Here is a 25053-nt window from a genome sequence, read left to right on the forward strand (position 1 = left end):
CCTCCCTGAGACGGTCTGGCGCCATCCCACGGGAGTGACCGGTGTCACGGCCAGGGTTGCAGCGGTGTTGCAGACCCGTCCGGTCCGAACAGCCGTGCCAGCTCCCCCGCGGACGGCGCAGCGACCTCGACGCCCGGGGCGATCCGGTAGGGACGCGCGGCGAGCAGCCCGCCGAGCACGCGGCGCAGGCGGGACAGCTCGGCCCGCACGGTGACGAGGTGGTCGGCGTCGTCGTAGAGCGCGCGGCTGATGGCGGCCGCGTCGAGCCCGGTGCTGCCCGCCCGCATGAGCAGGGCGAGGATCTGCAGGTGGCGGCGCCCGAGGGTGTGTCGCCACCGCTCGTTGCCCTCCACCACCGCGCCCGGAGGGTCACCGTCGAGGTCGAGGCGCAGCCGCGTCGCCCCCGGTCCGGCGCCGTCGGACGGGCGCAGCAGCCACCCGCCGGGGACGCGGTCGGGCAGGCAGGCCCCGAGGCCGTGGATGAGCATCGCCTCGCCCGCGCGGGGCACGCCGACGCGGTCGCGCGGGGCGAGGCCGGTCGACGCCGCGACCCAGCCGTGCTCGTCGACGACGAGCGCCGGGCCGCTCTGGCGGGCCAGGACCGGCGCGGCCACCGCCCGCAGCTCCCCGAGCCGGCTCTCGTGCGCCGCCCACAGGCCGGTCTCGGCGAGCCGGACCGCGGTGTGGACGAGCGCCACCGTCGTGGGGTGCACCGTCGGTGCCGGGCCGGACAGGTCGACGACGCCGAGCATCTCGCCGGTGCGCGGGTCGTGGATCGGGCTGGCCGTGCAGGTCCACGGGTGCTGGGCGCGCACGAAGTGCTCGGCGGAGAACAGCTGCACCGAGGCGTGCTCCTCGAGCGCCGTGCCGATGGCGTTGGTGCCGACCGAGGCCTCGGTCCAGTCCGCGCCGGGCAGGAAGCCGAGGTCGTCGGCGAGCCGCCCGACCCGGACCGCGCCCTCGCGCCACAGCACGAGCCCGTCGGCCGCCGTGATCACCATGATGTGCTCGGCGTCCTCGGCCACGGCCGTGAGGCTCGCTCGCAGCTGCGGGAGCACGTGCGCGATCGGCGACTCGGCCCGGCGCCGTTCGACCATCTCCGGCGGCGCGGGATCGTCGAGCGACCGGCCGTCCGGCGCGACCCCGTAGGAGAGCACCCGGTCCCACGAGCGGCTGACGACCCGCCGCAGCGGCGTCGCGGGCCGGCTGCCGGACAGCCGCGCGTCGTGGGCCTGGTGGAGCATCCGGGCGTGCCGCCGCAGATCGGTGGTGCGCGTGACGGCGCAGATGCCGTCGTCGGCGTGAGTCATCATCGACCCCCTCGACCGTCGGCGGACCTCGCCGCAGCCTAGGCAGCGCCGGTGACCGGCGCCATACGACGAGTGCCCCACCCGGGAGGAGCGCGTTGACGACGACCCGCCGCACGACCCCGCCGCTGCGCACCGCGACGGACGCCGACGTCCCGGCGATCGCCGCGCTCATGCGCGCGTCGGTCCGCGCCGCGTTCCCGCGCTGGTACACCCCCGAGCAGGCGGCCGCGGGCGAGATCCACATCGCCCACCTGGACCGCGCGATGGTCGACGACGGCACCTACTTCGTGCACGACGACGGCGGCCAGATCGTGGCGTGCGGGGGCTGGAGCCGCCGCGCCCGGCTCTACACCGGCTCCGGCGATCGCGACGACGACGCTCGCCTGCTCGATCCCACCAGGGAACCCGCGCGAGTGCGGGCGATGTTCGTCAGCGGCGACCACACCCGCCGCGGTCTGGGCCGCGCGATCCTGGAGGCGAGCGCCCGGGCCGCCGGCGCGGAGGGCTTCCGCGACCTCGTGCTGATGGCGACGCTGCCCGGCGTCCCGCTCTACACGGCGTTCGGGTTCAGCGAAGTGCGCCGGGTCGAGGTCACGACCCCCGACGGTCTCGGGCTCGCCGGGGTCGAGATGACGCGGCCGATCACCGCCGCCGACCTCCGCGCCTGATCACTGCAGGCAGAACTCGTTGCCCTCCGGGTCGGCCATGACCAGGCACCAGCCGGTCGGCTCGTCGACCTCGTAGAGGAACCGCGCGCCGGCGCCCTCGAGCTTCTCGCGGTGGGCCTGCGCGCGCTCCCTGCGGTCGTCCGCGTGGCCGCCCACGTTGACGTCGAGGTGGACGCGGTTCTTCACCGTCTTGTCCTCGGGCACCTTCTGGAACAGCACCCGGGGCCCCGCCCCGTCCGGGTCGACGACCGCGTCGAGCCGGTCCCACTGCTCCTGCGGGATGCCGATCGTCCCGGCGAAGTCCTCCCACGAGTCGAAGCCCGGCGGCGGGGGCTGGCGGACGTAGTCCAGCGCGAGCGCCCAGAACTGCGCCTGCTTCGCCGGATCGTGGGCGTCGAACGTGATCTGCACACCGATGGCCATGGCGCGCAGTGTGTCGCAAGGGGCGGACAGCTCCGGTCCGTCACCGCCGCTGCCCGGGCCCGTCTCCCGCCGCGGCGAGGCGGCGCAGAGCGGCGTGGTGCACCGTCGGCGGAGCGGCGGCGGGCTCGAGGGCACAGCGGACGAGGGCGTGGGCGAGGTCGTCGACCGGCAGCGCGATCGGGACGAGCAGGAGCCGGACCAGCGGCGACGTGGACGCCGGCAGCACACCGCCCGGGCGGGCGCACCGGACGACGAACCCGGGGGTGTCTCCAGCGAGGGCCTGCAGGTCGCGCTCGGTGCGGCCTTTGAGGTGACGCGTCCGCCGCTCCCACGACAGCCGGGCGGTCTCGGTCGGGTCGGCGCCCATGCCGCTGAGGTAGACGAAGACGACCGGCCGGTGCCGCGCCGCGATCCCCCGGGCCAGAGCGAGCGTCGTGGTGTGGGTCAGCCGCTCGTGGGCGTCGGGATCGGCCTCGTCGGCGGCCGTGGCGCCGATCGTCCAGATCAGGGCGTCGTGGGCCGCCACCTCGCCGAGCACGGCGTCGGACCAGACGGTGAAGTCGGTGTGGACCACCGTCGTCAGGCGGGGCGACGTCGTCGCGAACGGCCGGCGGGTGAGCGCCGTGACCTCCTCGACCCGCTCGTCGGCCAGCAGCCGCGCGAGCACCGCTCCGCCGACGAACCCGGTGGCCCCGGTGAGCACGACACGCACGCGTCCATCCTGCTCCTCCTGGGCACCCCCGGCCGGTGACCGAACCGCTGGATCTGTTCGCCGAGGCCCCGGACCTGGACACGATCCGGGAGCAGGCGGCCGCCTGCACGCGCTGCGAGCTGTACGAGCACAGCACGCAGACGGTGTTCGGCGTCGGCCCGACGCGGGCCCGGCTCGTGATGGTCGGCGAGCAGCCCGGCGACCAGGAGGACCGCCAGGGCGCCCCGTTCGTCGGGCCGGCCGGGCGCCTGCTCGACCAGGCCCTCGACGCGGCCGGCATCGCCCGCGACGACGCCTACGTCACCAACGCCGTCAAGCACTTCAACTTCCGCTACCAGGGCAAGCGGCGCATCCACGAGACGCCGAAGGCACCGCACATCACAGCGTGCCGGCCGTGGCTCGAGGCCGAGCTGGCCGCGGTGGCGCCCCAGGTGCTGCTGACGCTCGGCGCGACCGCGGGCAAGTCCCTGCTCGGGGCGAAGTTCCGGATCACCGCCGAACGCGGCGAGCCGCGCTCGTGGAACGACATGACGCTCGTGCCGACGATCCACCCGTCGGCGATCCTGCGCGCCGACCGCGCGCGCGGGCAGGACCGCGACGAGATGATGGCCGGCTTCGTCGCCGACCTGGAGGTCGCGGGCGGGCTGCTCGTCGCCAGGGGCTGACGGGCCTCGCCTTCGGGCCACCGGTTGTGCCGCCGACCTCGTCCTCTCGCCGCGGGCCGCGCCGGCCGTCATGCTTGCCTGGGGAACGACGGTCAGAGGGGGCGCCGCACGTGCTCCCGACAGGCGCCGCGTCCCGGCTCTCGGCGGGCACGCGGCGGACGGCCCTGCTTCTGCTGGTCGCGGCCCTCGTCGTCGGTGGCGCCGCCGCGAGCGCGGCGTCGCGCGCGGCCGCACGCTGGCCGGACGTCGAGCCCGCGGCGACCACTCTGCTGGAACCGCTGGACGGCACCGACGCCCGGGCCCGACCCGGCTCGCCCGGCGACGCCGTCGTCGCGCTCGAGAACGCCGACGGTGCGGTGACCATCAGCCTTCCCCGCCACCCCGGGGAGCGCTTTGCCGGGCTGGGCGAGCGGTTCGGTACTCCGGGTCTGGACGGGGTGCTCGAGGGCCGCCTGCTGAGCTCGCGACCGACCGACGGGACCGGCGCAGCGAACGGGACGAGCTACTCGCCGGCCCCGTTCCTGCTGTCCTCCCGCGGCTACGGACTGCAGCTCGACACGCTCGCCGCCGCGACGTTCGACCTGCGGGAGCCCGGCCGCGTCACGATCCGCGTCGAGGCGGGCCGGGTTCTCGCCCACGTCATCACAGCCCCGGACCCGGCCGGCGTCCTCGCCCGCCGCAGCGCACTCGTGGGGCGCCCACCGATACCGCCGTCGTGGGGCCTCGGCGTGTGGAAGAGCCTGATCGGTGGCCCGACACGCGTGATGGCCGACCTGGCGACCCTGACTGGTGCCGGGGTCCCCCTCGACGCCGTGTGGACCTACGACCTCCTCGACCCGGACTCCGGGTTCGGCTGGTGGTGGCCGATCTACCGACCGGTGGCGATCGGCGCCTACCCCGACGCCCGCGCGATGGTCGCCGCCCTGCACGCCCGCGGCGTGCGTGTCCTCGGCTACCTCTCGCCGTTCCTCGTGCCCGGCCGGCCGGGCTTCGACGAGGCCGCCGGCCGCGGCTTCCTGGTGCGGGACGCCGCGGGCGGGGTGCATCTCGAACCCTGGTGGGGAACGTCGGGGTGGCGCGCCTATGTCGACTTCACCAACCCGGCCGCGACGGCGTGGTGGCAGAGCCGCGTGAGCCACGCGGTGGCCGCGACCGGCTTCGACGGGGCCATGCAGGATTACGCCGAGGACGCGCCGCTCGACGGCCGCTACGCCAACGGCATGACCGGCGTAGAGGTCCGCGCCCTGTACCCGGTCCTCTACGCCCGCAGCGCGCACGTGGCCGCGGAGCGGGCCCGCCCGGGCGCCACGGTGCTGTTCGCGCGCTCCGGTTACGACGGCACGCAGGAGATCACGACCGGGCACTTCACCGGTGACCAGACGAGGGACTGGGACCCGCTCACCGGACTGCCCTCCGTGCCGGCCGGGATGCTCTCGGGCAGCGTGTCGGGGTGGCCCTACTGGGGACCGGACATCGGCGGGTTCCTCACGGGGAGCGGCGAGCACGACCGTGAGCTGTGGGCCCGCTGGGTGGAGGTCGGCGCCCTGTCCCCCGTCATGCGCGACATGCTGGGTGCCCAGCACGACCCGGTCGGCGTGCTCACCGATGCGGGCACCCTGTCGCTCTTCGGGGCCTACGCCCGTCTCCACGCCGGTCTCGGTCCCTACCTCGGCGACCTCGCCGTCGAGGCACACCGGACCGGGCTGCCGCTCCTGCGGCCACTCTGGCTGGTCGATCCCGACGACCCGACCGCGTGGGTGGCCGACGACCAGTATCTGCTCGGACGCGACCTCCTGGTGGCGCCGGTCCTGAGACGCGGCGTGACCGAGCAGGCGGTCTACCTGCCGGCCGGTCGCTGGCGCTCGTACTGGACCGGCGAGGTGTTCGGCGGCCGCCGCTGGGTGCACGTCGCCGCCCCGGTCGAACGGATCCCGCTGTTCGTGCGCGACGGGGCGCGCGTCGGGCTCCCGCCCGCCGGCTCGCTCGGGTTGCCCCCGGGGATCGCGACCGGCTGACCTGGCCGTGAGGCACAGCCGGGCACTCGCAGGGCTTAGACCGGCAGGCCCAGGCCGCGGGCGATCAGCAGCCGCTGGACCTCCGAGGTGCCCTCGCCGATCGTGAGGATGCGCGCGTCCTGGTAGTGCCGGGTCACCGCCGTGTCCTGCATGAACCCGTACCCCCCGGCGAGCTCGGTCGCGAGGTACGCCGCCTTGTTCGCCGCCTCCGACGCGACGAGCTTGGCGGTGGCCGCCTCGCGCGCGATCGGGCGCCCGTGGTCGTACTTCCACGCGCCGTCGTAGGTCATCACGCGCGCCGTCGCGGCCAGCGCGGCGATGTCGGCGACCCCGAACGCCACGCCCTGGTGGGCGCCGAGCGGGGAGCCGAAGGAGGTCCGGTCGCCGACGAAGCGCCGGACGTCGTCGAGGCAGCCCAGCGCGAGGCCGGTGCTCATCGCCGCGATCGGGAACCGCGCCCAGGTCAGGAACCCGAGCGCCTCGCGGTACCCGCGGCCCTCCTCCCCCAGCAGCGCGTCGCCGGGCACCCGGACCTCGTCGAAGAACAGCGGATGGGTATCGGACGCGCGCCAGCCGAGCTTCGCGTAGGGCCCGCCGACCGTGACACCGGGCGCCTGCAGCGGGACGAGGAACGCCGAGACCGGTCGCCGGCTTCGGCCGTTCGCCCCGGCCGCCGCCTCGCCGGTCGCCGCGAAGAGGATGACGTAGCGCGAGAACGGGGTGCCGGAGTTCGTGATGAACTGCTTCGACCCGGAGATCACCCAGTCGTCGCCGTCCCGCCGCGCCGTGGTGCCGATGTTGCCGGCGTCGGAGCCACCGGTGGGCTCGGTGAGGCCGAACGACACGAACGTCTCCCCCGCGCAGGCGTCGGGCAGCACCTCGGCGAGCAGGTCGTCGCGCCCGGCGGCCAGGTGCGCGAGCAGCGCGACGCTGATGGCCTGGACGTGGACGGTGACGGCCAGCGACGAGTCGACGCGCGCCATCTCCTCGGCGGTCACGCACAGCGTGCGCAGGTCGGCGCCGCCCCCGCCGAACCGCTCCTCGGCGAGCAGGCCGTAGGCGCCGAGCAGGCCGGCCGCGCGGGCCAGGTCGGCGTCGAAGGTGCCGTCGATGCTGCGCTGCGCCGCGCCCGGCGCGACCTCGCGCGCGCAGAACTCCCGCACGGTGCGCTGCCAGGCGCGGTGGTGGTCGTCGAGCGCCCACGGCACGCCGTAGTCGGCGTCGTCGAGCGTGTCGTCGAGGGACGTCCGGTCCGAGGTGTGCGTCATGCGCCGGCCACCCGCCGGTCCTGGCCGGCCCAGTGCGGTTCCCGCAGGGCCTTGCGCAGCAGCTTGCCGACGACGTTCTTGGGCAGCGGCTCGTGGACGAACTCGACGGCGCCGGGCTTCTTGTAGGAGCCGAGGTTCTGACGGACCAGCTCCACGATCTCCTCGGCGGTCACCGTCGCCCCGGGCTCCACCCGACACACGGCCATCGGGGTCTCGCCCCAGCGCTCGTGCGGGACGGAGAAGACGGCCACCTCGACGACCTCCGGATGGTCGGCGATCGCCGACTCGAGCTCGGCGGGCCAGATGTTGAAGCCGCCCGAGACGATCATGTCGTCGGCGCGGTCGAGGACGTAGACGTAGCCGTTGGTGTCGATGCGCCCGATGTCGCGGGTGCGGACCCAGCCGTCGACGAGCCGGGTGGCGGTCAGCTCCTCGTCGTCCCAGAAACCCCGCATCTGGCCCTCGACCTGGGCCCACAGCTCGCCGTCGGCACCGAGCGGCAGCGCCACCCCGTCCTCGTCGCGGATCTCGATCCGCGCGAACGGCAGGACCTTGCCCGCGGCCCGCAGCGGCGACGAGCCCGGGACGTCCGCGAACCACTCCTGCGGGGTCATCACGGTCAGCGGGACGGCCTCGGTCTGCCCGAACACCTGGTGCAGGACGTCGCCGAACGCCGCGCGCCCCGCCAGCGCGGTCGCGTCGGTGATCGGCGCGCCGCCGACCAGCAGACACCGCAGCGCCGACGTGTCGCGGTCGGCCCGCGACGGATCGGCGGTGAGCATCTGCACCATCGACGGCGGCGCGAACATGTGCGTGACGCGGTGGCGCTCCATCAGCGCCAGCACCGTGGCCGGGTCGAACGCCCCGAAGAGCAGGTTGGCGCTCCCGTGGAGCCACGCCGGCAGGAACAGGTAGCCCGACGCGTGCGAGATCGGGCCCGCATGGCCGACGACGCTGTCGGTCTGCAGGTTCGGCAGGCGGTAGTACCAGTTGCGGCAGTTCACGAGCCAGTCGTGCTGGGTGTACCCGACGCCTTTGGGACGGCCGGTCGTGCCCGCCGAGTGCCGGATGACGTACCAGTCGTCGGGCCCGACCAGCAGCTGCGGATCGACGTCCGACTGGGCGTCCAGCCACTGCTCGTAGCCCGCGTCGCGCACGAGGACGTGCTCGAGGCCTGCGGTGTCCTCGTCGAGGCCCTTGACCTCGTCGACGTGCGCGGCGTCCACCACCAGCACGCGCACCTGCGTCTGCTCGATCATCTGCTGGTGGGCGCGCCGGGCGTTGCGGGCGTAGAGCGGGACGCGCACGGCCCCGGCGATCGCCGCGCCGAGGAACAGGTCCGCGGCCCCGAGGTCGTTCTCCTCGAGGCTCGCGACCCGGTCGCCGGGCCGGACGCCGAGCGCGATGAGGCCGTTGGCGGTGCGGACGCCACGGTCCCACGCCTCGCCGAAGGTCAGGCTGCGGTGCTCGGTGACGAGCGCGGGCCGGTCGCGGTGCAGGGTCATGGCCTGGCGCATCAGGCTGGGCACGTCCATCGGGCGCTCCTCGTCCGGCCGGCTCCACCCGGCTCTCCGCGCGGACGCTAGGGCCGACGTGACCCGGGTCACCACCCTCGAACGAGGGGGCGTCAGGGCAGGAGGCCGCCCGCCCGGGCGCGGTGGACGGCCTCGCCGCGGGTGCGGCTGCCGAGCTTGGCCATCGCGGACTTGAGGTACGACTTGACGGTCTCGACGCGCAGGCCGAGGTGCGCGGCGATCTCGCCGTTCGCGCGTCCGACCGCGACGAGGGCGAGGACGTCCTGCTCCCGCCCGGAGAGGTGGATCGCCGCCGGCACGGCGGTGGCGTCCGGGTGGTGGAGCCGGGCCGCGAGGGTGTCGAGCCGGGCCCGGGTGCCCGCGTCGGCGGTGCCCGCCCGCGCCGCGCGGAGGACGGCGTGGAGCTCCCGGGCCTCCTCGCGGGAGAGCAGGACGTCGGGTGCGGGATCCCCCGCCGTCGCCGGCGGGCGCGGCGCGTGCCGGACCGCCGCCCGCACCGTGTCGATCATGCGGCTGAGGAACCGCTCGCCGAACTCGAGGGGGCGCCGCACCGCCCCGTACACGGCGCCGTGGAGCGCGCCGTCCACCCGGACCGGCAGCGCGAACACCGCCCGCAGCCCCTCCGCGCCCACCGCCTGGTCGAACTGGTGGGTGATGCCGGGCGCGCGCGCGTAGTCCGCGACGGCGAGCGGGCGCTCGAGGGCGAGGACCTTGCCGCCGAGACCCTGCCCGACGCCGGTGACGAGTCCGTCCATGCTGCCGGCGCGCGCGCCGTGCATGTGCCCGAGCCGGAACACCGCCGCGGGCGCGTCCAGCGAGGCGGCGAACGACATGTCGAGGACCTCGACCTCGCCGAGTGCCCGGACCGCCCGCTCGAGCGGCGTGGGCTCGCCAGGACCGGGGACAGCACCCACCGCCACCTCCCCGCACCGGGACCGGGCTCCCGATGCTAAGGCACGGGTGTGGCCCAGGTCACGGCCGTGGCCCGGGGCCCGCGGATCAGCTGACTCCGGCGGCGTCCATCCCCCGCATCTCCTTCTTCAGGTCGGCGATCTCGTCGCGGAGGCGACCGGCGAGCTCGAACTGCAGGTCGCGCGCCGCGGCCATCATCTGGTCGGTGAGCTGCTGGATGAGGTCCGCCAGCTCGGCGCGCGCCATGCCCGAGGTGTCGCGGTGCTCGACGATGCCCGAGCTGCCCCGGCCACCGGCCTCGCCCGCCGCGCGCCGGCCGCGGGAGCTGTTGCGCGCGGACCCGCCGACCTCGACCGACTCCTCGGTGTCCTCGGCCTCGCGGTAGACGCGGTCGAGGATGTCGGCGATGTTCTTGCGCAGCGGCTGCGGGTCGACCCCGCGCTCGGTGTTGTAGGCGATCTGCTTCTCGCGGCGCCGGTTGGTCTCGTCGATGGCGTACCGCATGGACTCGGTGACGGTGTCCGCGTACATGTGCACCTGGCCGGACACGTTGCGCGCCGCGCGCCCGATCGTCTGGATCAGCGAACGCTCGCTGCGCAGGAAGCCCTCCTTGTCGGCGTCCAGGATCGCGACGAGCGAGACCTCGGGCAGGTCGAGACCCTCCCGCAGGAGGTTGATGCCGACCAGCACGTCGTACTCGCCCGAGCGCAGCTGCCGGAGCAGCTCGACCCGCCGCAGGGTGTCGACCTCGGAGTGCAGGTAGCGGACCTTGATGCCGAGCTCGAGCAGGTAGTCGGTGAGGTCCTCGGCCATCTTCTTGGTCAAGGTCGTGACCAGCACGCGCTCGTCCTTGTCGACCCGCGTGCGGATCTCGCCCACGAGGTCGTCGATCTGGCCCTTGGTCGGCTTGACGACCACCTCGGGGTCGACCAGGCCGGTCGGCCGGATCACCTGCTCGACGAACTCGCCGCCGGCCATGCGCATCTCGTAGTCGCCCGGCGTCGCCGACAGGTAGACCGTCTGTCCGATGCGGTCGGCGAACTCCTCCCAGGTCAGCGGCCGGTTGTCGGTGGCGCTCGGCAGCCGGAAGCCGTACTCGACGAGGTTGCGCTTGCGCGACATGTCGCCCTCGTACATGCCGCCGATCTGCGGCACCGTCACGTGCGACTCGTCGATCACGAGCAGGAAGTCCTGCGGGAAGTAGTCGATCAGCGTGGCCGGCGCCGTGCCCGGGCCGCGGCCGTCGATGTGGCGCGAGTAGTTCTCGATGCCTGAGCAGAACCCGACCTGGCGGATCATCTCGATGTCGTAGCTGGTGCGCATGCGCAGCCGCTGGGCCTCGAGCATCTTGTTCTGGCGCTCGAGCTCGGCCAGGCGCTCCTCGAGCTCGGCCTCGATGGCCTTGACCGCCTTCTCCATCCGCTCGGGCCCGGCGACGTAGTGGGTGGCCGGGAAGATCCGGACGTCGTCGACCTGCTTGACGACGTCGCCGGTGAGCGGGTTGAGGTAGTAGAGCGACTCGATCTCGTCGCCGAAGAACTCGATGCGGACCGCGAGCTCCTCGTACGCCGGGATGATCTCCACGGTGTCGCCGCGCACCCGGAACGTGCCACGGGCGAAGGCCATGTCGTTGCGGGTGTACTGCACGTCGACCAGGGCGCGCAGCAGCTGGTCGCGGTCGAGCTCGTCGCCGACGTTCAGCTGCACCGAGCGGTCGAGGTAGGACTGCGGCGTGCCGAGGCCGTAGATGCACGACACCGACGCGACCACCACGACGTCGCGGCGACTCAGGAGGTTGGACGTGGCCGAGTGCCGGAGGCGCTCGACGTCCTCGTTGATCGAGGAGTCCTTCTCGATGTAGGTGTCGGTCTGCGCGATGTACGCCTCGGGCTGGTAGTAGTCGTAGTAGGAGACGAAGTACTCGACCGCGTTGTTCGGCAGCAGCTCGCGCAGCTCGTTGGCCAGCTGGGCGGCCAGGGTCTTGTTCGGCGCCATCACCAGCGTCGGGCGCTGCACCCGTTCGATGAGCCAGGCCGCCGTGGCCGACTTGCCGGTGCCGGTGGCGCCGAGCAGGACGATGTCGTGCTCGCCCTCCTTGACCCGGTGCTCCAGCTCCTCGATGGCGGCCGGCTGGTCGCCCGCCGGGTCGTACGGGCTGACGACCTCGAACTGGCCCCCGGTGCGCTCGATCTCGCCCACCGGCCGGAACTCCGAGTGGGCGAGGGCGTCCTCGGGCAGCCCCTCGGGGTTCTCCCCGTCGCGGGCCGAACCCGGAACCTCTGTCGCGAAGGCCATGGGATCGAGGTTAACCGCGACCCCCGACAGCGACGCGGGAGACGGAGTGCAGCTGAGCTCGACCCGGCACGAACGCGGCCGGTCGCCGCTAGGGTCGCCGCCCGTGGGGATCCACGCGCCGAAGATCGAGACGTTCGACGTCACCGCCGGGACCAACACCGACCCGAAGGGTTTCGTGCGCGCCGTCGACGTCTACCGCGAGGCGCCGTTCGGGCTCTACCTCAGCCGGCCCATGCCCGACCACCCGACGTTGACCCACCTGCGCTCGTGGCTGCTGCCCGCGCTCGGCATCCGGGTCACCGACTTCTCCTGGAAGCCGGGCCACGAACGCCTCCAGGACCACTACCTCGACATCGTCGACATCACCCGTGACGGCGCGACCTGGCGGACCGAGGACCACTACGTCGACCTCGTCGTCCACACCGGCGAGCGGACCGAGGTGCTCGACCTCGACGAGCTCGCGGAGGCCGTCGCGGCCGGGCTGCTCGACACCGGGCGCGCGGAACGGGCGCTCACGACGAGCCACGCCACCCTCGCCGCGCTCGCCGAGCACGGCCACGACCTGGAGCGATGGCTCGCGACGCGGGACGTCACCCTCACGTGGCCGTGATCCACCTCACGAGGAGAATGACAGCGATGGGATTCGGGTAGGGGTCGCCGTCCGGTCCCCCCGACGGGTGGCTTAGGGTCCTGCGCCGTGAGCCCGGTCGTCTCCCGCCAGCTGGTCGAGGTCGTCGACACCCGCTGCGCGACCCGCACCCTCCCCCTCACCGCGGACCAGGCCCTGGAGCAGGGCCTCGACCGATGGCACGAGGCCCCCTGGGGCCTGCGCACGACGGTCCTCGGCCCGGAGGACCCGTTCGTCCTCGCCGAGACGTGCTGGTACGTGCCCGACCACGGCCTCCGCCTGCGGCGGCGCACCCCGCGGGAGGGCGCCGGCGCCGGCGTCACGACCGAGATCGGCGCCGTGCGGATCGCCGTCGACGGTGACCGGTGGCGGTGCACCGATCTCCTGCTCGGCCTGGAGATCGTGCCCGGGCGCCCGGCCCGCGTCGTGCGCGACGCGGACTTCGCGGCCGCGGTGGCCGGCGGGGTGCTCACGGGCGCCGACGCCGACGAGGCCATGAGCACCGTGCACCGCGTGCTCGGCGAGCTCGTCGACGCCCGTCACGACCTCGACGTCTGGACCCGCTCGCTCGGCATCGGAGCGCTCACCGGGTCCTGACGCCTCACCGGGGCGAGTGCTCGAACGGCAGCTGCTGGAGGCGGACGCGCTCGGGCTCGATGACCATGACGATGGACGAGCGGACCGGGAAATCGGCGCCGGTGTAGCGCCGGCTCATGCTGTCCGCGATCGCGAGGGCGCGCTCCCCGTGGATCTCGTCCACGACGCGGCCCCGGATGACCGCGGCGCGGTACGGGTCGTGCTCGTCGGCCACCGAGATCGCGATCCGCGGGTCGCGGCGCAGGTTGCGAATCTTCAGGTGCGCCTCGGTGGAGAAGATCGCGAGCCGGTCGTCGTCGAGCACCTCGAGCCAGACCGGCGACACGTGCGGGGCGCCGTCGCTCATCAGGGTGGCCACGTGAGCCATGTTGCGGGCGGTCAGGAGCTCCTTGACCTGGGGATCGAGCGGGGTGGTCACGAGCCGATGCTACGGCTCCTGATCTACCGTCCCCAGGTCATGGGCAGCTTGGTGGTGGTCGTCCTCGGCCTGCTCGCGATCGCCGGGGTGCGGGTCCTGGCCGACCGGATCGGCGTCGGGGCCCCGCTCCTGCTGGTGCTGGTCGGGGTCGGCGTCTCGGTCCTGCCCGGCGTGCCCGTCGTGGAGATCGAGCCGGAGTGGATCCTCGCCGGGATCCTGCCGCCGCTGCTGTTCTCGTCGGCGGTCGCCATGCCGTCCATGGACTTCCGGCGCGCGTTCGGGGCCGTCAGCGGCCTGTCGGTGCTGCTCGTGGTGATCTCGTCGGTGGCGATCGGGCTGGTCGCGGACCTGCTCGTGCCCGGGCTGGGTCTCGCGGGCGGCATCGCCCTCGGGGCGATCCTGAGCCCGACCGACGCCGCGGCGACCGCGATCGTGCGCCGGGTCGGGGTGACGTCGCGGGTCACCACCGTGCTCGAGGGCGAGGGCCTGCTCAACGACGCCACGGCCCTGGTCCTCCTGCGCGCCGCGATCGCGGCCTCGGCGGCCACGGTGTCGATCGGCGGCGTCGTCGGCCGGTTCGCGCTCGCCGTCGTCGTCGCGGTCGCCATCGGGCTGGTCGTCGGGGGCCTCGGCCTGCTCGCGCGGCGCCACGTGACCGGCCCCGCCGTGAACACCCTCCTGTCCTTCGCGACGCCGTTCGTCGCGTCGATCCCGGCCGAGGAGCTCGGCGCGTCCGGCCTCGTCGCGGCGGTGACGGCCGGGCTCGTCACCGGTCACGGGGCGACGCGGTGGCTGCCGGTGCGGCACCGTCTCTCCGACACCGAGACCTGGCGGATCGTCGAGCTCGTCCTCGAGGGAACGATCTTCCTGCTCATGGGTCTCCAGCTGACCGCGGTGCTGGAGGACCTGCACCGGTCCGGCGCCGCCGGGAGCCTCGGGCTCCTCGTGGCGGCGGTCGCGCTCGTCGCGACGGTCGTCGTGCGCGCCGGGTACGTGTCCGTGCTGGTGCTGTGGCTGCGGTCGTCGGCGCGGCGCGGCTCGGACATGCAGTCGCAACTGCAGGACATGGACGCGCAGCTGCAGGCCGGGGAGGAGGTCACCATCCGCGGGCGTCCGGTGTCGCTGACGACCCCGCAGCGCATCGCCCGGTTCCAGGAGCGGGTCCGTCTCAAGATCGCCGACATCGACTACTTCCGGGCCGCGCCCCTCGGCCCGCGCGAGGGCGCGGTGGTCGTGTGGGCGGGCATGCGGGGCGCGGTCACCCTCGCCGCCGCCCAGACCCTGCCGATCGGCTTCCCGCAGCGCTCCCTGCTCGTCTTCGTGGCGTTCGCCGTCGCGGCCGGCTCGCTGCTCCTGCAGGGCGGGACGCTGGCCCTGCTCGTCCGGTGGGTGGCACCCGCGCCCGCCGAGGTCTCCTCCATCGCCGAGCAGGAGGCCCTCACCGAGCGCCTGACGGCCGCCAACCTCGCAGTGCTCGACCGGCACGCCGGCGAGCCGGAGGTGGCGGCCTACCGCGAGCGCCTCGCCGCGCAGGGCGGCCGGCCCGACCCCGCGACGTCCACCGACACCCGTATCCGCGTCCGCCTGGAGATGATCGAGGCGCAACGGACGGCTCTCCTGGCCGCCCGCGACGAGGGCCGGTTCACCTCCGCGGCGCTCACGGCGGCCCTCGAGAACCTCGACGCCGAGCAGATCAGCCTCGAGCTGCGGGGCAACTCCGCCTGGACCTGACGGGCCGCTGCTGGACGTCGGTCAGGGCAGCGCGACCTCGGCCCGGACGGCCGCAGGGTCGGCGGCGACCCGGCGCGCATCGGCGGTGGCGCGGTCGCGGGCCTGCACGACGGCCTTCGCCTGCTTCGCCTGCTTCCGGTCCTTGCCGTCGAGCACCAGCAGCCGGGCGGGACGGCCGGGATCCGCCGAGGCGTGGCGTCCCGGACCGACGGCCGGGAACCCCGCGACGGCCAGCGCCTCGGCGAGGTCGCGGCCCGGCCGGTCGGCCTCGACGAGCAGCTCGACCACGTCCGGGGCGGGCAGGCCGGGGACGGCGCCGGGTCCGACGTGCTCGACCCGGCGGATCCCGTCGCCGCCGGCGACCGCCACGCGCGCGGCCAGGCGGCGTCCGGTGACCTCGCGGTCCGCGGCGGGCGCCACGACCTCGGTGGGCAGCGCGACCGCGGTGCCGTACTCGACGTTCTCGGCGAACGGCACGAGGCGCTCGTGCCAGACGCGCTCGACCTGCTCGCGCAGGGCGCCCGCCACCCCGGCGTTCTCCAGCCACACGTCGGCCGCGGCGCGCCGGGCATCGTCGTCGGCCTGGGCGGCCATCCGCGCGCGGGCGTCCTCGGCGGTCATGTCCCGGGTCTCCACGAGGCGCCGGACCCGCACGTCCACCGGCGCGTCGACCACGAGCACCAGCGCGAACGCCGCACCCATCCCGTTCTCGACGAGCAGGGGGATGTCGTGGACGACCACGGCGTCGTCCTCGGCGTCGGCGACCATCTCGGCGGTCCGCGCGCCGATCCGCGGGTGCAGGATGCCGTTGAGCTTCTGGCGCTTCGCGTCGTCGCCGAAGACGATCCGGCCGAGCGCCGGGCGGTCGAGCGCCCCGTCCGCGTCCAGCACGTCCTCGCCGAACGCCGCGACGACCTCCGCCAGGCCCTCGGTGCCGGGTTCGACCACCTCGCGGGCGATCCGGTCGGCGTCGATCACCACCGCGCCCAGTTCGGTCAGCGTCGCCGCGACCGTCGACTTCCCCGCCCCGATCCCTCCGGTGAGCCCGAGCCTCAGCACGCCCGCAGTCTGCCCGAGGGGGCGGGGTGCTCACTCGACCCGGGGTCGAGACTCGCCCACGCGAACCACTCGTGTCCCTGCTGTCACATCGCTATGGTGGCGCCTCACGTGCACCACACGACCCGCTCACGACCCCGAGGAGCTCGCGTGTTCCTGTCACGCCGCCCCCGCGGCCGGCACCGCCTCGGCGCTCCCGGTCTGGTCTGGTGCCGCGCCCTCCCCCAGGTCGCCGCGGCCCTGTCCGTGCCCCACATCGCCCGCCGCGGGCTCGTGGAGCGCTTCCTCGCGGGGCCGCGTCACCTGCGCCCGGCGCTCGTGACGCCGCCGCCCGCCTTCGGCTGAGTCCCGGCGCCTGCCGGCGCTCACGTCCGAGACATCGCATGATCAGGGGCGACGTCATGCACCCTGTCGCGCCTCGCCAGGTGTCTGACGCGCTCGTGATCTCCCTCCGGGGTGTGCTCCGCCGCTGGCGTGCCCTCGCGTCCCCGGGGTGCGCGGCGAGGGCGTCACCCTGCTGCGGGGTGGAGCGAGCGCGTCCCTCGCTGCGTCGGGCGCACCGAAGGCGCCCTTCGGTCCGCGGCGGCCCCGTGGTCTCGCCGCGGCGGCGGGGTGGAGCGAGGGCGTCCCTCGCTGCGTCCAGCGCACCCAGGGCGCCCCTCGGTCCGCGGCAGCCCCGTGGTCCCCTCGCTGCGGGGTGGAGCGAGGGCGTCCCTCGCTGCGTCCAGCGCACCCAGGGCGTCCCTCGGTCCGCGCCCGACGCCAGCCGCACGATGAGGCGCGGCAGACGCGCGCGCCCCGTCCGCCACACGAGAAGCACGTTGCGAAGCTCACGAGCCCTGTCGATCATGCGCAACGTGCCACTCGCGGCAACCGCCGGGACCCCGGCGCGCCCCGGCACACACCGGACCCCGTGATCAACGGGGACTTCAGACGCGTACAAGCAGCGAACATCCCATTGAGCACGCCGATAGGGCGTTCGCTGCGACACCACGCCCACCCCGCACACGACGACGGGCCCCCACCCCGCGAGGGGTGAGGGCCCGTCGGTCGAGCTCAGACGCGGCGGAGGATCAGCCGCCCGACAGCTTCTCGCGGAGCGCCGCGAGCTGGGCGTCGCTGGCCAGCGCGCCGCCGCCGGACTGGGACGGCGGGCCCTGGCCCGGGTCCTCGTCGTCGCGCTCCTCGGCCGACTCGCCACCGTCCGACGGCCCGCCCGAGGAGTAGTTGGCCGGCGCCGCCTCGGCGGCCTCGGCCTCCTGCTCCTGGGTGCGCTGCAGCTGGGCGATGTGCTGCTCGTAGCGGGCGTAGGCCGCCTGGTACTGGCGCTCCCACTCCTCGCGCTGCGACTCGTACCCCTCGCGCCACTCGCCGGTGTCCGGGTCGAAGCCCTCGGGGTAGATGTAGTTGCCGGCGTCGTCGTACTCGGCGGCCATGCCGTAGAGCGCCGGGTCGAACTCGGTCTCCGGCGTCATGCCCTCGTTCGCCTGCTTGAGCGAGAGGGAGATGCGGCGACGGTCGAGGTCGATGTCGATGACCTTGACCATGACGTCGTTGCCGACCTGGACGACCTGCTCCGGCACCTCGACGTGGCGCTCGGCCAGCTCCGAGATGTGGACCAGGCCCTCGATGCCCTCGTCGACGCGGACGAACGCACCGAACGGCACGAGCTTCGTGACCTTGCCGGGCACGATCTGGCCGATCTGGTGGGTGCGGGCGAACTGACGCCAGGGGTCCTCCTGCGTCGCCTTGAGCGACAGGGAGACCCGCTCGCGGTCGAGGTCGACGTCGAGGACCTCGACCTTGACCTCCTGGCCCACCTCGACGACCTCGGACGGGTGGTCGATGTGCTTCCAGGACAGCTCGGAGACGTGGACCAGACCGTCGACACCGCCGAGGTCGACGAACGCACCGAAGTTGACGATCGACGAGACCTGGCCGGACCGGATCTGGCCCTTGGCGAGCTGGTTGAGGAACTCGCTGCGCACCGCCGACTGGGTCTGCTCCAGCCACGCACGGCGGGAGAGGACGACGTTGTTGCGGTTCTTGTCCAGCTCGATGATCTTGGCCTCGATCTCCTTGCCCACGTAGGGCTGGAGGTCGCGGACGCGGCGCATCTCGACCAGCGAGGCCGGGAGGAAGCCGCGCAGGCCGATGTCGAGGATGAGGCCGCCCTTGACGACCTCGATGACGGTGCCCTTGACGGGCTCGTCGTTGTCCTTGAGCTGCTCGATCGTGCCCCAGGCGCGCTCGTACTGCGCGCGCTTCTTGGACAGGATCAGCCGGCCCTCCTTGTCCTCCTTCTGGAGGACGAGGGCTTCGACCTCGTCGCCGACGGCGACGACCTCGTTGGGATCGACATCGTGCTTGATGGACAGCTCACGCGAGGGGATGACGCCCTCGGTCTTGTAGCCGATGTCGAGGAGGACCTCGTCCCGGTCGACCTTCACGATGGTGCCTTCGACGATGTCGCCATCGTTGAAGTACTTGATCGTCTGGTCGATGGCGGCGAGGAAGTCCTCTTCCGACCCGATGTCGTTCACAGCCACCTGGGGGCTGGTCGTCGTCGGGGCGGTGTGGGTGTCGATGGACATACGGTGGACGGCTCCGGGAACATGGTCAGATCGAGCAGGCAGGGACACCACGGCAGGGCGCCGTCGACCTGACGCGAGCACCGCTGGACCCGGCGAACGCTGAGGTGGAGACGAGACCCGCCGCCACCGCCGGAGAGCGGGACGCGGACAGGGCGAGACACCACTGACGTGGACCTTCATCGTAACCGCGTCCGACACGGACCGGCAATCGGGTCGCCCCCCAGCAGAACCCGGCGTGTCGCAGGCGGTTCCCACGGCGTGTCGCCTGCTCCCTGCGCGGAGGGGTGACACGACCCCGATCATCGCCGACCAGCGGCGACGATCTCCGCCGTGACCGGCGACGACGGCGGGGGTGTCCTCCGTCCGGGCGTGTCAGGATGCCCCGGTGTCGACCCCTCCCCCGCCCGCGGACGCGGCCGGGAGCGCCCGGAAGGCGTCCGCGGAGGAGGTCCTGGGTGCCGCCGGGATCACCCGCCGCGCGGTCGGGCCCGCCGAGTCGAGCGCCGCCAGCCGCGCCTGGTGGGACGCCGACGCCGACGACTACCAGGCCGAGCACGGCGCCTTCCTCGGCGACGCGGACTTCGTGTGGTGCCCCGAGCGCCTGCGCGAGGCGGACGCCCACCTGCTGGGCGACCCGGCCGGGCTGCGCGGCCGGACGGTCCTCGAGGTGGGCTGTGGCGCCGCGTCGTGCGGTCGCTGGCTCGTCCGCGCCGGCGCGCGGGTCGTCGGGCTCGACCTCTCCGCGGGCATGCTGCGCCAGGCCCGCGCCGCCGACCGGCGCACCGGCACCGCGGTGCCGCTCGTGCAGGCCGACGCCGGGGCGGTCCCGCTGCGCGACGGGTGCGTCGACGCGGCGTTCTCCGCGTTCGGCGCGGTGCCGTTCGTCGCGGACGCGCGGGCCGTCATGCGCGAGGTCGCGCGGGTGCTGCGGCCCGGCGCACCGTGGGTGTTCGCCGTCAACCACCCCGTGCGCTGGATGTTCCCGGACGACCCGGGCCCCGACGGCCTGACCGTCTCCCAGTCGTACTTCGATCGCACGCCCTACGCCGAGGTCGACGAGGCGGGCCGCGTCGTCTACGTGGAGCACCACCGCACGATCTCCGACCGGGTGGCCGACGTCGTCGGTGCCGGGCTCGTGCTCGAGGGGATCGTCGAGCCCGCGTGGCCCGACGACCTCGACGAGGTGTGGGGCCAGTGGTCACCGCTGCGGGGCGCGCTCTTCCCCGGCACGGCGATCTTCTGCTGCCGGCGTCCGGTCACGACCGGGGCGCCGCCGTGATCGGCCGGCCGCGGGCGACACCCTCGGGACGCGCGCCCGAGGTCGTGCTCTCCGACCTCCTGCACGAGCAGCACGCCCGATTCGCCGAGCTCGACCCGGGGCTGCCGGCCGCGATGCCGCCCCCACCCGGCGAGGTGATCGTGGTCGCCGACGACACCGCCGGTGAGGCGGCCGGCGTCCTGACCCACCACAGCTGGCCGCCGGGCAGCTCGCCGCTGCTCTGGTCGGCGGCCGAGGTCACCGAGCTCCACCCCGTCCTCGGCAGCGCCGGGCGCGCCGGCGCGGACGGCCTGGTCGCCGAGTGGCGCCGCCGGATCCCCGGCCGGGTGCGGCAGGCCGCCGACTCGGCCGCGGTCGTCACGTGGCCGAGTCGCGACGTCGTCGCCGCCCGCGCCTTCCTCGACCACGGTCTGGTGCCGCTGGCCGTGCTCGCGGTCCGCCCCGCCGGCCCTCCGCCCGGCCCCCCGTCGCACGACCCCTCCCTGGTCGTCCGCCGCGCCCGGGAGGACGACCTCGCGGCGTGCCTCGAGCTCGCCATGCACGAGATCGCGTACTCCAGCGCCGTCGGCGGCAGCGTCCTGCGCCCCGACGCCAAGGCGGTCAAGCGCGCGGCCCTGCGCGAGCGCTTCGCCCGCGACGAGCCGATCCACCTCGCCGAGCGCGACGGGCGGGCGGTCGGCCTCCTCGAGTGCGGGCTCACCGACGTCACCACGGGCTCGTGGCTCGCGGGCCTGCTGCCGACCGGGCGGTGGGGCTACGTCAACTGCGCGTCGGTGCTGCCGGGACGGCGCGGCAACGGGGTGGGCCACGCCCTCGTCACGGCCGCGCTGCCGGGCCTCGAACCGCCGGGCGCGCGCGGCACCTACCTCTACTACAACCCGCCGAACCCGCTCTCCTCGGTGTTCTGGCCACGGCACGGCTACCGCCCGCTGTGGACGCTGTGGGAGGTCCGGCCCGCGTCCGCGCTGCGCTGACGTGCGCTCACGCGCTGCGCGCCAGCGCGTGCTCCACCAGGACGATCAGCGCGGCGGTGCACGAGGCGTCGTCGCGGGCGTCGACGTGCACGATCGGGCAGCCCGGCGGCACGGCCAGCGCCTCGCGCACGATGTCGTCGTCGACGCCCTCGGTGCCCGGGAACCCGTTGAGCGCCACCACGAAGGGCACGCCGCGGTTCTCGAAGTAGTCGATGGCGGCGAAGCAGTCGTCGATGCGGCGCAGGTCGACGAGGACGACCGCCCCGACCGCGCCGCGCACGAGCTCGTCCCACATGAACCAGAACCGCGACTGGCCCGGCGTCCCGAACAGGTAGAGCACCAGCGCGTCGTCGATCGTGACCCGGCCGAAGTCCATGGCCACCGTGGTCGTCGTCTTCTCCGGGACGATGCTCACGTCGTCGACGCCGTCGGACAGGCTCGTCATCTGCTGCTCGGTGGACAGCGGCGGGATCTCCGAGAGCGCCCCGACCAATGTCGTCTTCCCGACGCCGAACCCGCCCGCGACCAGGATCTTCAGCGGGAGCAGGTCACGCTCGGGGACGACCCGGGTGGCCGCTCCACCGGCCCGGTCATCGTGCACGGAGTCCATCGAGCAGCCTCTCCAGGAGTTCACGCCGGGGGCGACCGTCGGTCCCGACGAGCGGCAGGTGGATGGCGAGGTGGTCCTCGGCGGCGAGATCGCTGACGAGGACCCGGGCGACGCCGATCGGGACCCCCAGCAGCGCGCCGATCTCGGCGAGCGACTGCGGCTCCCGGCTGGCCTCGACGATCGCCCGGGACTCGGGCGACAGGGTCGCGGCCGCGGCGACGCCGAGCTCGGTCGCGGTGACGAGTGCCTCGATGGGCATGTCCGTCCCCGCGGCCGAGCGCGTGCGGCCCGCGGTGAAGGCGTAGTTGGGGACGACCCGCCCGCCGTCGGTCTGCGGACGCTGGCGGCGGTCCACGGTCACGACGCTGTCGTGTCCCCGGCGCGCCCGGCGTGGGCGCCCGGGGTGAGCGCGTGCCCGACCCTGGAGGCGAGCATGGTCATCTCGTAGCCGACGAGTCCCATGTCGGCGGTGCGGTCGGTGACGACCGCGAGGGTCGAGCCGAGGCTGATCGACGTCGCGAACAGGTAGCCGCCGGCCATCTCGACGATCGTCTGGTTGACGGGCTCGGCCTCCAGCAGGGTCGCCGTCCCCCGCGCCAGGCTCACGAGCCCCGAGACCGCCGCGCAGAGCTGGTCGGCGAGGTGGGCGTCGACGCCGTCGCTGACCGCCAGTCGCAGGCCGTCCGCGGACACCACGAGGACGTGGCGCACCCCGGGGGTGCCGACGGCGAACTCCGAGAGGAGCCAGTCCAGTCCGCTGTCGGTCGGTGCGCTCACGTCGGCCTCCCGGAGGTGCTGTCGCGGTGGGGGTGGTGGTGCTCGACCGGCTCGGCCGCATCGCCCGCGCCGACGGTGCCCTCCGGGCCACCGGAGCCGATCGCCGACCGGGCCGCGGCCCGGCTGGCCTGGTAGGCCGAGAGCGCGTCCATGGCGCTGCGTGCTCCCGGCTGCCCGTGGCGGGACGGGGGCCCGCCGTTCCCGGTCGTCGGTGCCCCCGGTGCCTGCCCCGCTCCGGTGGCCGGTCCCGGCGCGGTGGCCGCCGGGATACCGGGTGTCTTGCGGATCAGCTCCGGCGCGAGGTGGGTCTGCGGACGCCGCCGCGCCAGCACGAGGCCGTTCGGGCCCACGACCGCCGGGGTGTCCTCGCTCGACCGGCGGGGCGCGGGGGCACCCGGGGCGTCGTCCGCGGCAGGGATCCCGCCCGTGTCGGGAGAGGAGGCCGGGGACCCTGCGGGGGCCTGCTCGGCCGGAGCCCGACGGGGCGCGGTGCTCGCGGATGCGTCGGCGCCGGCGTGGTCCTCCCCCGGACCGGGCGGCGGCACGACGATCGGGTGGATCAGGCCGCGCCGGGTCGCCGTGCGCTCGGCGCCCGCGGTCACCGTCCCCGGACCGGGAGCAGTGCCGGCGTCGGAGGAGCCGTCCGCGCCGGCACCGTCGTCCGCGCCGGCCGTGGTGTCGGCACCCACCCCGACCGGCTCGACGTCCTCGAGGGTGTCGTGCGGGTCGTCCCCGGAACCGTTCAGCGACGGGTCGGCGGGGTCGTCCCCGCCGGGCGCGGCGTGGGCGCCGCGGCGCGGCGTCGCCGTGCCGGACCCACCCGTGCCGTCGCCACCGTCGGGGCCGCCGACCCCCGGCCAGGAGTGGCGGCCGTCGAGCGCGATCGGGCCGCTCGGCGGCGGGGCGTCCGCTCCCCGGTCGGGGGCGGCGTGACCGTTGTCGGCCGACCCGCGCCGCGGCGCGGGCACGGCCGAGGCGGGGACACGTTCGAGCCCGCGCCCGCCGACGGCCGGCACGGTCGGCTGGGAGGCCACGGAGTCGGCGAACAGGGCCGCGGGCAGCAGCAGCACCGCGGTGACGCCGCAGCCGGGGGTCGGCGTGAGCGAGACCTGGATGCCGTGACGCTCGGCGAGCCGGGAGACCACGTGGAAACCGAGCCGGCGGGCCGCCGCCGAGACGTCGACCTCCTGCGGGTCGGCGAGCAGCTCGTTGGCCGCCAGCAGGTCCGGGGGCGGCATACCGATGCCGGTGTCCTCGATGACGAGCAGGTGGGAGCCCGGCGCGCGGTGGTAGCTGCGCGTCTGGATCACCACGGGCGCGGACGGGGGCGAGTAGCGCGCGGCGTTCTCGACGAGCTCCGCGATCATGTGGGTCAGGTCGGCGACGCTGCTCCCGACGATCTTGGGCCGCTCGTCGACGACGAGGGTCACGCGGTCGAGGTCCTCGGTCTCGGCGACGCCGGCGCGCACGACGTCGCGCAGCGCCACGGGCTCGGACCACACGCGGGCGGGCTGCTCGCCCGAGAGCACGAGCAGGCTCTCGGCGTTGCGGCGCACGCGGGTCGCGAGGTGGTCGAGCCGGAAGAGGTCCGCGAGCGCGTCGGGGTCGCGCTCGCGCTCCTCGAGATCGTTGATGATGTCCAGCTGGCGGTGGAACATGCTCTGGTTCCGCCGCGCGAGGTTCAGCAGCAGGCCCGACGTGAATTCCTGCTGGCGCACCTTCTGTTCGTGCAGTTCCTTCGTGAGCTCGATACGACGGCGCTGCTCGTCCTCGGTGATCTTCACGAAGATCGCGACGCCCGCGCACGCGAGCAGGACCGCGAAACCGTGGATCAGCGACCACAGCCACGGCGAGTGCTGGGCGGCGTGGTGGTTGAAGAACAACGTCGGCACCAGCAGCGTGCCGAGTCCGTGCGACAGCGTCGTGAACCCGATGTTCACCGCGAACGGCACCCAGCTCTGGTAGAGCATGAGGAAGCCGATGATCACGAAGAACGAGAAGTGCGCCTCGATGTACCCGCCGGAGAGGATGACGAGGCCGGCGCAGGACGCCGACAGGCCGGCGGACACGAAGATCTCGCCCGCGAGCCGGCCGGGCACGAACCGCCCGCCCGCCGCCGCGAGCAGCGGGACGAGGGCGATCAGACCGGCGAGCAGCAGCGTGTTGCCGACGAGCAGCCCGAAGACCAGCAACAGCGGCGCGAGCGAGACCAGCACCGTCAGCAGGAAGCGATGACGCCGCATCCAGGACGCATCGTCGACCATGTCCCCGCGGGGGAGGTAGTCCAGGACACGGGCCATGCGGGCGCTTCACCGTCCCTACGAAAAGTCGCCATCCGGATGAGGAACGGCGGAACCGTACACGCAGCGTCCTCGTTGTCAGTTCGGCGAACGAGACCACCCCGGTCGAAATGCCCGATGGGTGGCGTCGGATCTCACGGAGCGCTATTCCTGCGCACTCGTTCGCGTCCGGACGACGGAGATGGGATCACCCGCTCGGAGGCTGGCACCTGGACCGTCCGGCCGAGCCGAAGATCGCGCGGGGGAACGCCGGAAAAGGCTCCGAAAGAGTCGGTGCCTCGGCCGG

General features: G+C 74.2%; 23 protein-coding genes. 9 read left to right on the forward strand and 14 right to left on the reverse strand.

Features of this window, described 5'->3' with window-relative positions; translation table 11 throughout:
- Positions 1-44 precede the first annotated feature (44 nt).
- Positions 45-1313 carry a GAF domain-containing protein gene (locus QSK03_RS02135; protein ID WP_285648301.1) on the reverse strand — a complete coding sequence of 423 codons (1269 nt, stop codon included), beginning with the start codon at positions 1311-1313 and terminating at the stop codon, positions 45-47.
- Positions 1314-1405: 92 nt separating this feature from the next.
- Here QSK03_RS02135 and QSK03_RS02140 point away from each other — a divergent pair, with 92 nt between their 5' ends.
- The gene (locus QSK03_RS02140; RefSeq protein WP_285648302.1) at positions 1406-1978 is read left to right on the forward strand and encodes a GNAT family N-acetyltransferase; all 573 of its coding nucleotides are present in this window, start codon (positions 1406-1408) and stop codon (positions 1976-1978) included.
- Here QSK03_RS02140 and QSK03_RS02145 read toward each other — a convergent pair whose 3' ends face one another.
- Together QSK03_RS02145 and QSK03_RS02150 are read right to left on the reverse strand one after the other, a co-directional pair.
- Positions 1979-2401 carry a VOC family protein gene (locus tag QSK03_RS02145; protein ID WP_285648303.1) on the reverse strand — a complete coding sequence of 141 codons (423 nt, stop codon included), beginning with the start codon at positions 2399-2401 and terminating at the stop codon, positions 1979-1981.
- A 40-nt stretch (positions 2402-2441) separates the two neighbouring features.
- A complete protein-coding gene (locus tag QSK03_RS02150; protein ID WP_285648304.1) occupies positions 2442-3113 on the reverse strand; it encodes an NAD(P)H-binding protein in 672 nt (223 codons plus the stop codon).
- A 35-nt stretch (positions 3114-3148) separates the two neighbouring features.
- Between QSK03_RS02150 and QSK03_RS02155 the strand changes: the two genes are divergently transcribed.
- Together QSK03_RS02155 and QSK03_RS02160 are read left to right on the forward strand one after the other, a co-directional pair.
- Positions 3149-3778, forward strand: a complete 630-nt coding sequence (locus QSK03_RS02155) for a UdgX family uracil-DNA binding protein (RefSeq protein WP_285648305.1) — start codon at positions 3149-3151, stop codon at positions 3776-3778.
- 110 nt (positions 3779-3888) lie between these two features.
- Positions 3889-5793, forward strand: coding sequence for a TIM-barrel domain-containing protein (locus QSK03_RS02160; protein WP_285648306.1), 1905 nt, complete (start codon positions 3889-3891; stop codon positions 5791-5793).
- Positions 5794-5828: 35 nt separating this feature from the next.
- Here QSK03_RS02160 and QSK03_RS02165 read toward each other — a convergent pair whose 3' ends face one another.
- The 4 genes from QSK03_RS02165 to uvrB form a co-directional block, all read right to left on the reverse strand.
- On the reverse strand, positions 5829-7061 hold the full coding sequence (locus QSK03_RS02165; protein WP_285648307.1) for an acyl-CoA dehydrogenase family protein: 1233 nt from the start codon (positions 7059-7061) through the stop codon (positions 5829-5831).
- Positions 7058-8596, reverse strand: a complete 1539-nt coding sequence (locus tag QSK03_RS02170) for a class I adenylate-forming enzyme family protein (protein ID WP_285648308.1) — start codon at positions 8594-8596, stop codon at positions 7058-7060. The genes QSK03_RS02165 and QSK03_RS02170 overlap by 4 nt, the downstream gene beginning before the upstream one ends.
- Before the next feature lie 92 nt (positions 8597-8688).
- Complete coding sequence (locus QSK03_RS02175) at positions 8689-9510, reverse strand: LuxR C-terminal-related transcriptional regulator (protein WP_285648309.1); 822 nt, start codon at positions 9508-9510, stop codon at positions 8689-8691.
- An 85-nt stretch (positions 9511-9595) separates the two neighbouring features.
- A complete protein-coding gene (gene uvrB / locus QSK03_RS02180; protein ID WP_285648310.1) occupies positions 9596-11803 on the reverse strand; it encodes an excinuclease ABC subunit UvrB in 2208 nt (735 codons plus the stop codon).
- Positions 11804-11906: 103 nt separating this feature from the next.
- Here uvrB and QSK03_RS02185 point away from each other — a divergent pair, with 103 nt between their 5' ends.
- Both QSK03_RS02185 and QSK03_RS02190 read left to right on the forward strand, forming a co-directional pair.
- Entirely contained in the window at positions 11907-12413 is a 507-nt protein-coding gene (locus QSK03_RS02185) for a ribonuclease FAU-1 family protein (protein WP_285648311.1), read from the forward strand.
- Between the two features lie 87 nt (positions 12414-12500).
- Positions 12501-13028: a DUF402 domain-containing protein gene (locus QSK03_RS02190; protein ID WP_285648312.1), complete on the forward strand. Its 528-nt coding sequence runs from the start codon at positions 12501-12503 to the stop codon at positions 13026-13028.
- A 4-nt stretch (positions 13029-13032) separates the two neighbouring features.
- On the opposite strand, the gene QSK03_RS02195 is transcribed toward QSK03_RS02190, so the two are convergent.
- The gene (locus tag QSK03_RS02195; RefSeq protein ID WP_285648313.1) at positions 13033-13446 is read right to left on the reverse strand and encodes a TIGR03618 family F420-dependent PPOX class oxidoreductase; all 414 of its coding nucleotides are present in this window, start codon (positions 13444-13446) and stop codon (positions 13033-13035) included.
- A 39-nt stretch (positions 13447-13485) separates the two neighbouring features.
- Between QSK03_RS02195 and QSK03_RS02200 the strand changes: the two genes are divergently transcribed.
- Complete coding sequence (locus QSK03_RS02200; protein ID WP_285648314.1) at positions 13486-15177, forward strand: cation:proton antiporter; 1692 nt, start codon at positions 13486-13488, stop codon at positions 15175-15177.
- Between the two features lie 21 nt (positions 15178-15198).
- Here QSK03_RS02200 and coaE read toward each other — a convergent pair whose 3' ends face one another.
- Positions 15199-16236: a dephospho-CoA kinase gene (coaE, locus tag QSK03_RS02205; RefSeq protein ID WP_285648315.1), complete on the reverse strand. Its 1038-nt coding sequence runs from the start codon at positions 16234-16236 to the stop codon at positions 15199-15201.
- Positions 16237-16383: 147 nt separating this feature from the next.
- Here coaE and QSK03_RS02210 point away from each other — a divergent pair, with 147 nt between their 5' ends.
- On the forward strand, positions 16384-16578 hold the full coding sequence (locus QSK03_RS02210) for a hypothetical protein (RefSeq protein WP_285648316.1): 195 nt from the start codon (positions 16384-16386) through the stop codon (positions 16576-16578).
- Between the two features lie 728 nt (positions 16579-17306).
- On the opposite strand, the gene rpsA is transcribed toward QSK03_RS02210, so the two are convergent.
- Complete coding sequence (gene rpsA, locus QSK03_RS02215; protein WP_285648317.1) at positions 17307-18827, reverse strand: 30S ribosomal protein S1; 1521 nt, start codon at positions 18825-18827, stop codon at positions 17307-17309.
- A gap of 385 nt (positions 18828-19212) precedes the next feature.
- Here rpsA and QSK03_RS02220 point away from each other — a divergent pair, with 385 nt between their 5' ends.
- Both QSK03_RS02220 and QSK03_RS02225 read left to right on the forward strand, forming a co-directional pair.
- Positions 19213-20106, forward strand: coding sequence for a class I SAM-dependent methyltransferase (locus tag QSK03_RS02220; RefSeq protein WP_502872110.1), 894 nt, complete (start codon positions 19213-19215; stop codon positions 20104-20106).
- Positions 20103-21080, forward strand: coding sequence for a GNAT family N-acetyltransferase (locus tag QSK03_RS02225; RefSeq protein WP_285648318.1), 978 nt, complete (start codon positions 20103-20105; stop codon positions 21078-21080). The genes QSK03_RS02220 and QSK03_RS02225 overlap by 4 nt, the downstream gene beginning before the upstream one ends.
- Positions 21081-21087: 7 nt before the next feature.
- On the opposite strand, the gene QSK03_RS02230 is transcribed toward QSK03_RS02225, so the two are convergent.
- The 4 genes from QSK03_RS02230 to QSK03_RS02245 are packed head-to-tail and all read right to left on the reverse strand — an operon-like array spanning position 21088 to position 24767.
- Positions 21088-21690, reverse strand: a complete 603-nt coding sequence (locus tag QSK03_RS02230) for a GTP-binding protein (RefSeq protein WP_285648319.1) — start codon at positions 21688-21690, stop codon at positions 21088-21090.
- Positions 21671-22051, reverse strand: coding sequence for a DUF742 domain-containing protein (locus QSK03_RS02235; RefSeq protein ID WP_285648320.1), 381 nt, complete (start codon positions 22049-22051; stop codon positions 21671-21673). Before QSK03_RS02235 ends, QSK03_RS02230 begins: the two co-directional genes overlap by 20 nt.
- A complete protein-coding gene (locus tag QSK03_RS02240) occupies positions 22048-22467 on the reverse strand; it encodes a roadblock/LC7 domain-containing protein (protein WP_285648321.1) in 420 nt (139 codons plus the stop codon). The genes QSK03_RS02235 and QSK03_RS02240 overlap by 4 nt, the downstream gene beginning before the upstream one ends.
- Complete coding sequence (locus QSK03_RS02245; protein ID WP_285648322.1) at positions 22464-24767, reverse strand: sensor histidine kinase; 2304 nt, start codon at positions 24765-24767, stop codon at positions 22464-22466. The genes QSK03_RS02240 and QSK03_RS02245 overlap by 4 nt, the downstream gene beginning before the upstream one ends.
- Between the last annotated feature and the right edge of the window lie 286 nt (positions 24768-25053).

The organism is Actinomycetospora sp. NBRC 106375 (genome assembly GCF_030269665.1).
Lineage (GTDB): Bacteria > Actinomycetota > Actinomycetes > Mycobacteriales > Pseudonocardiaceae > Actinomycetospora.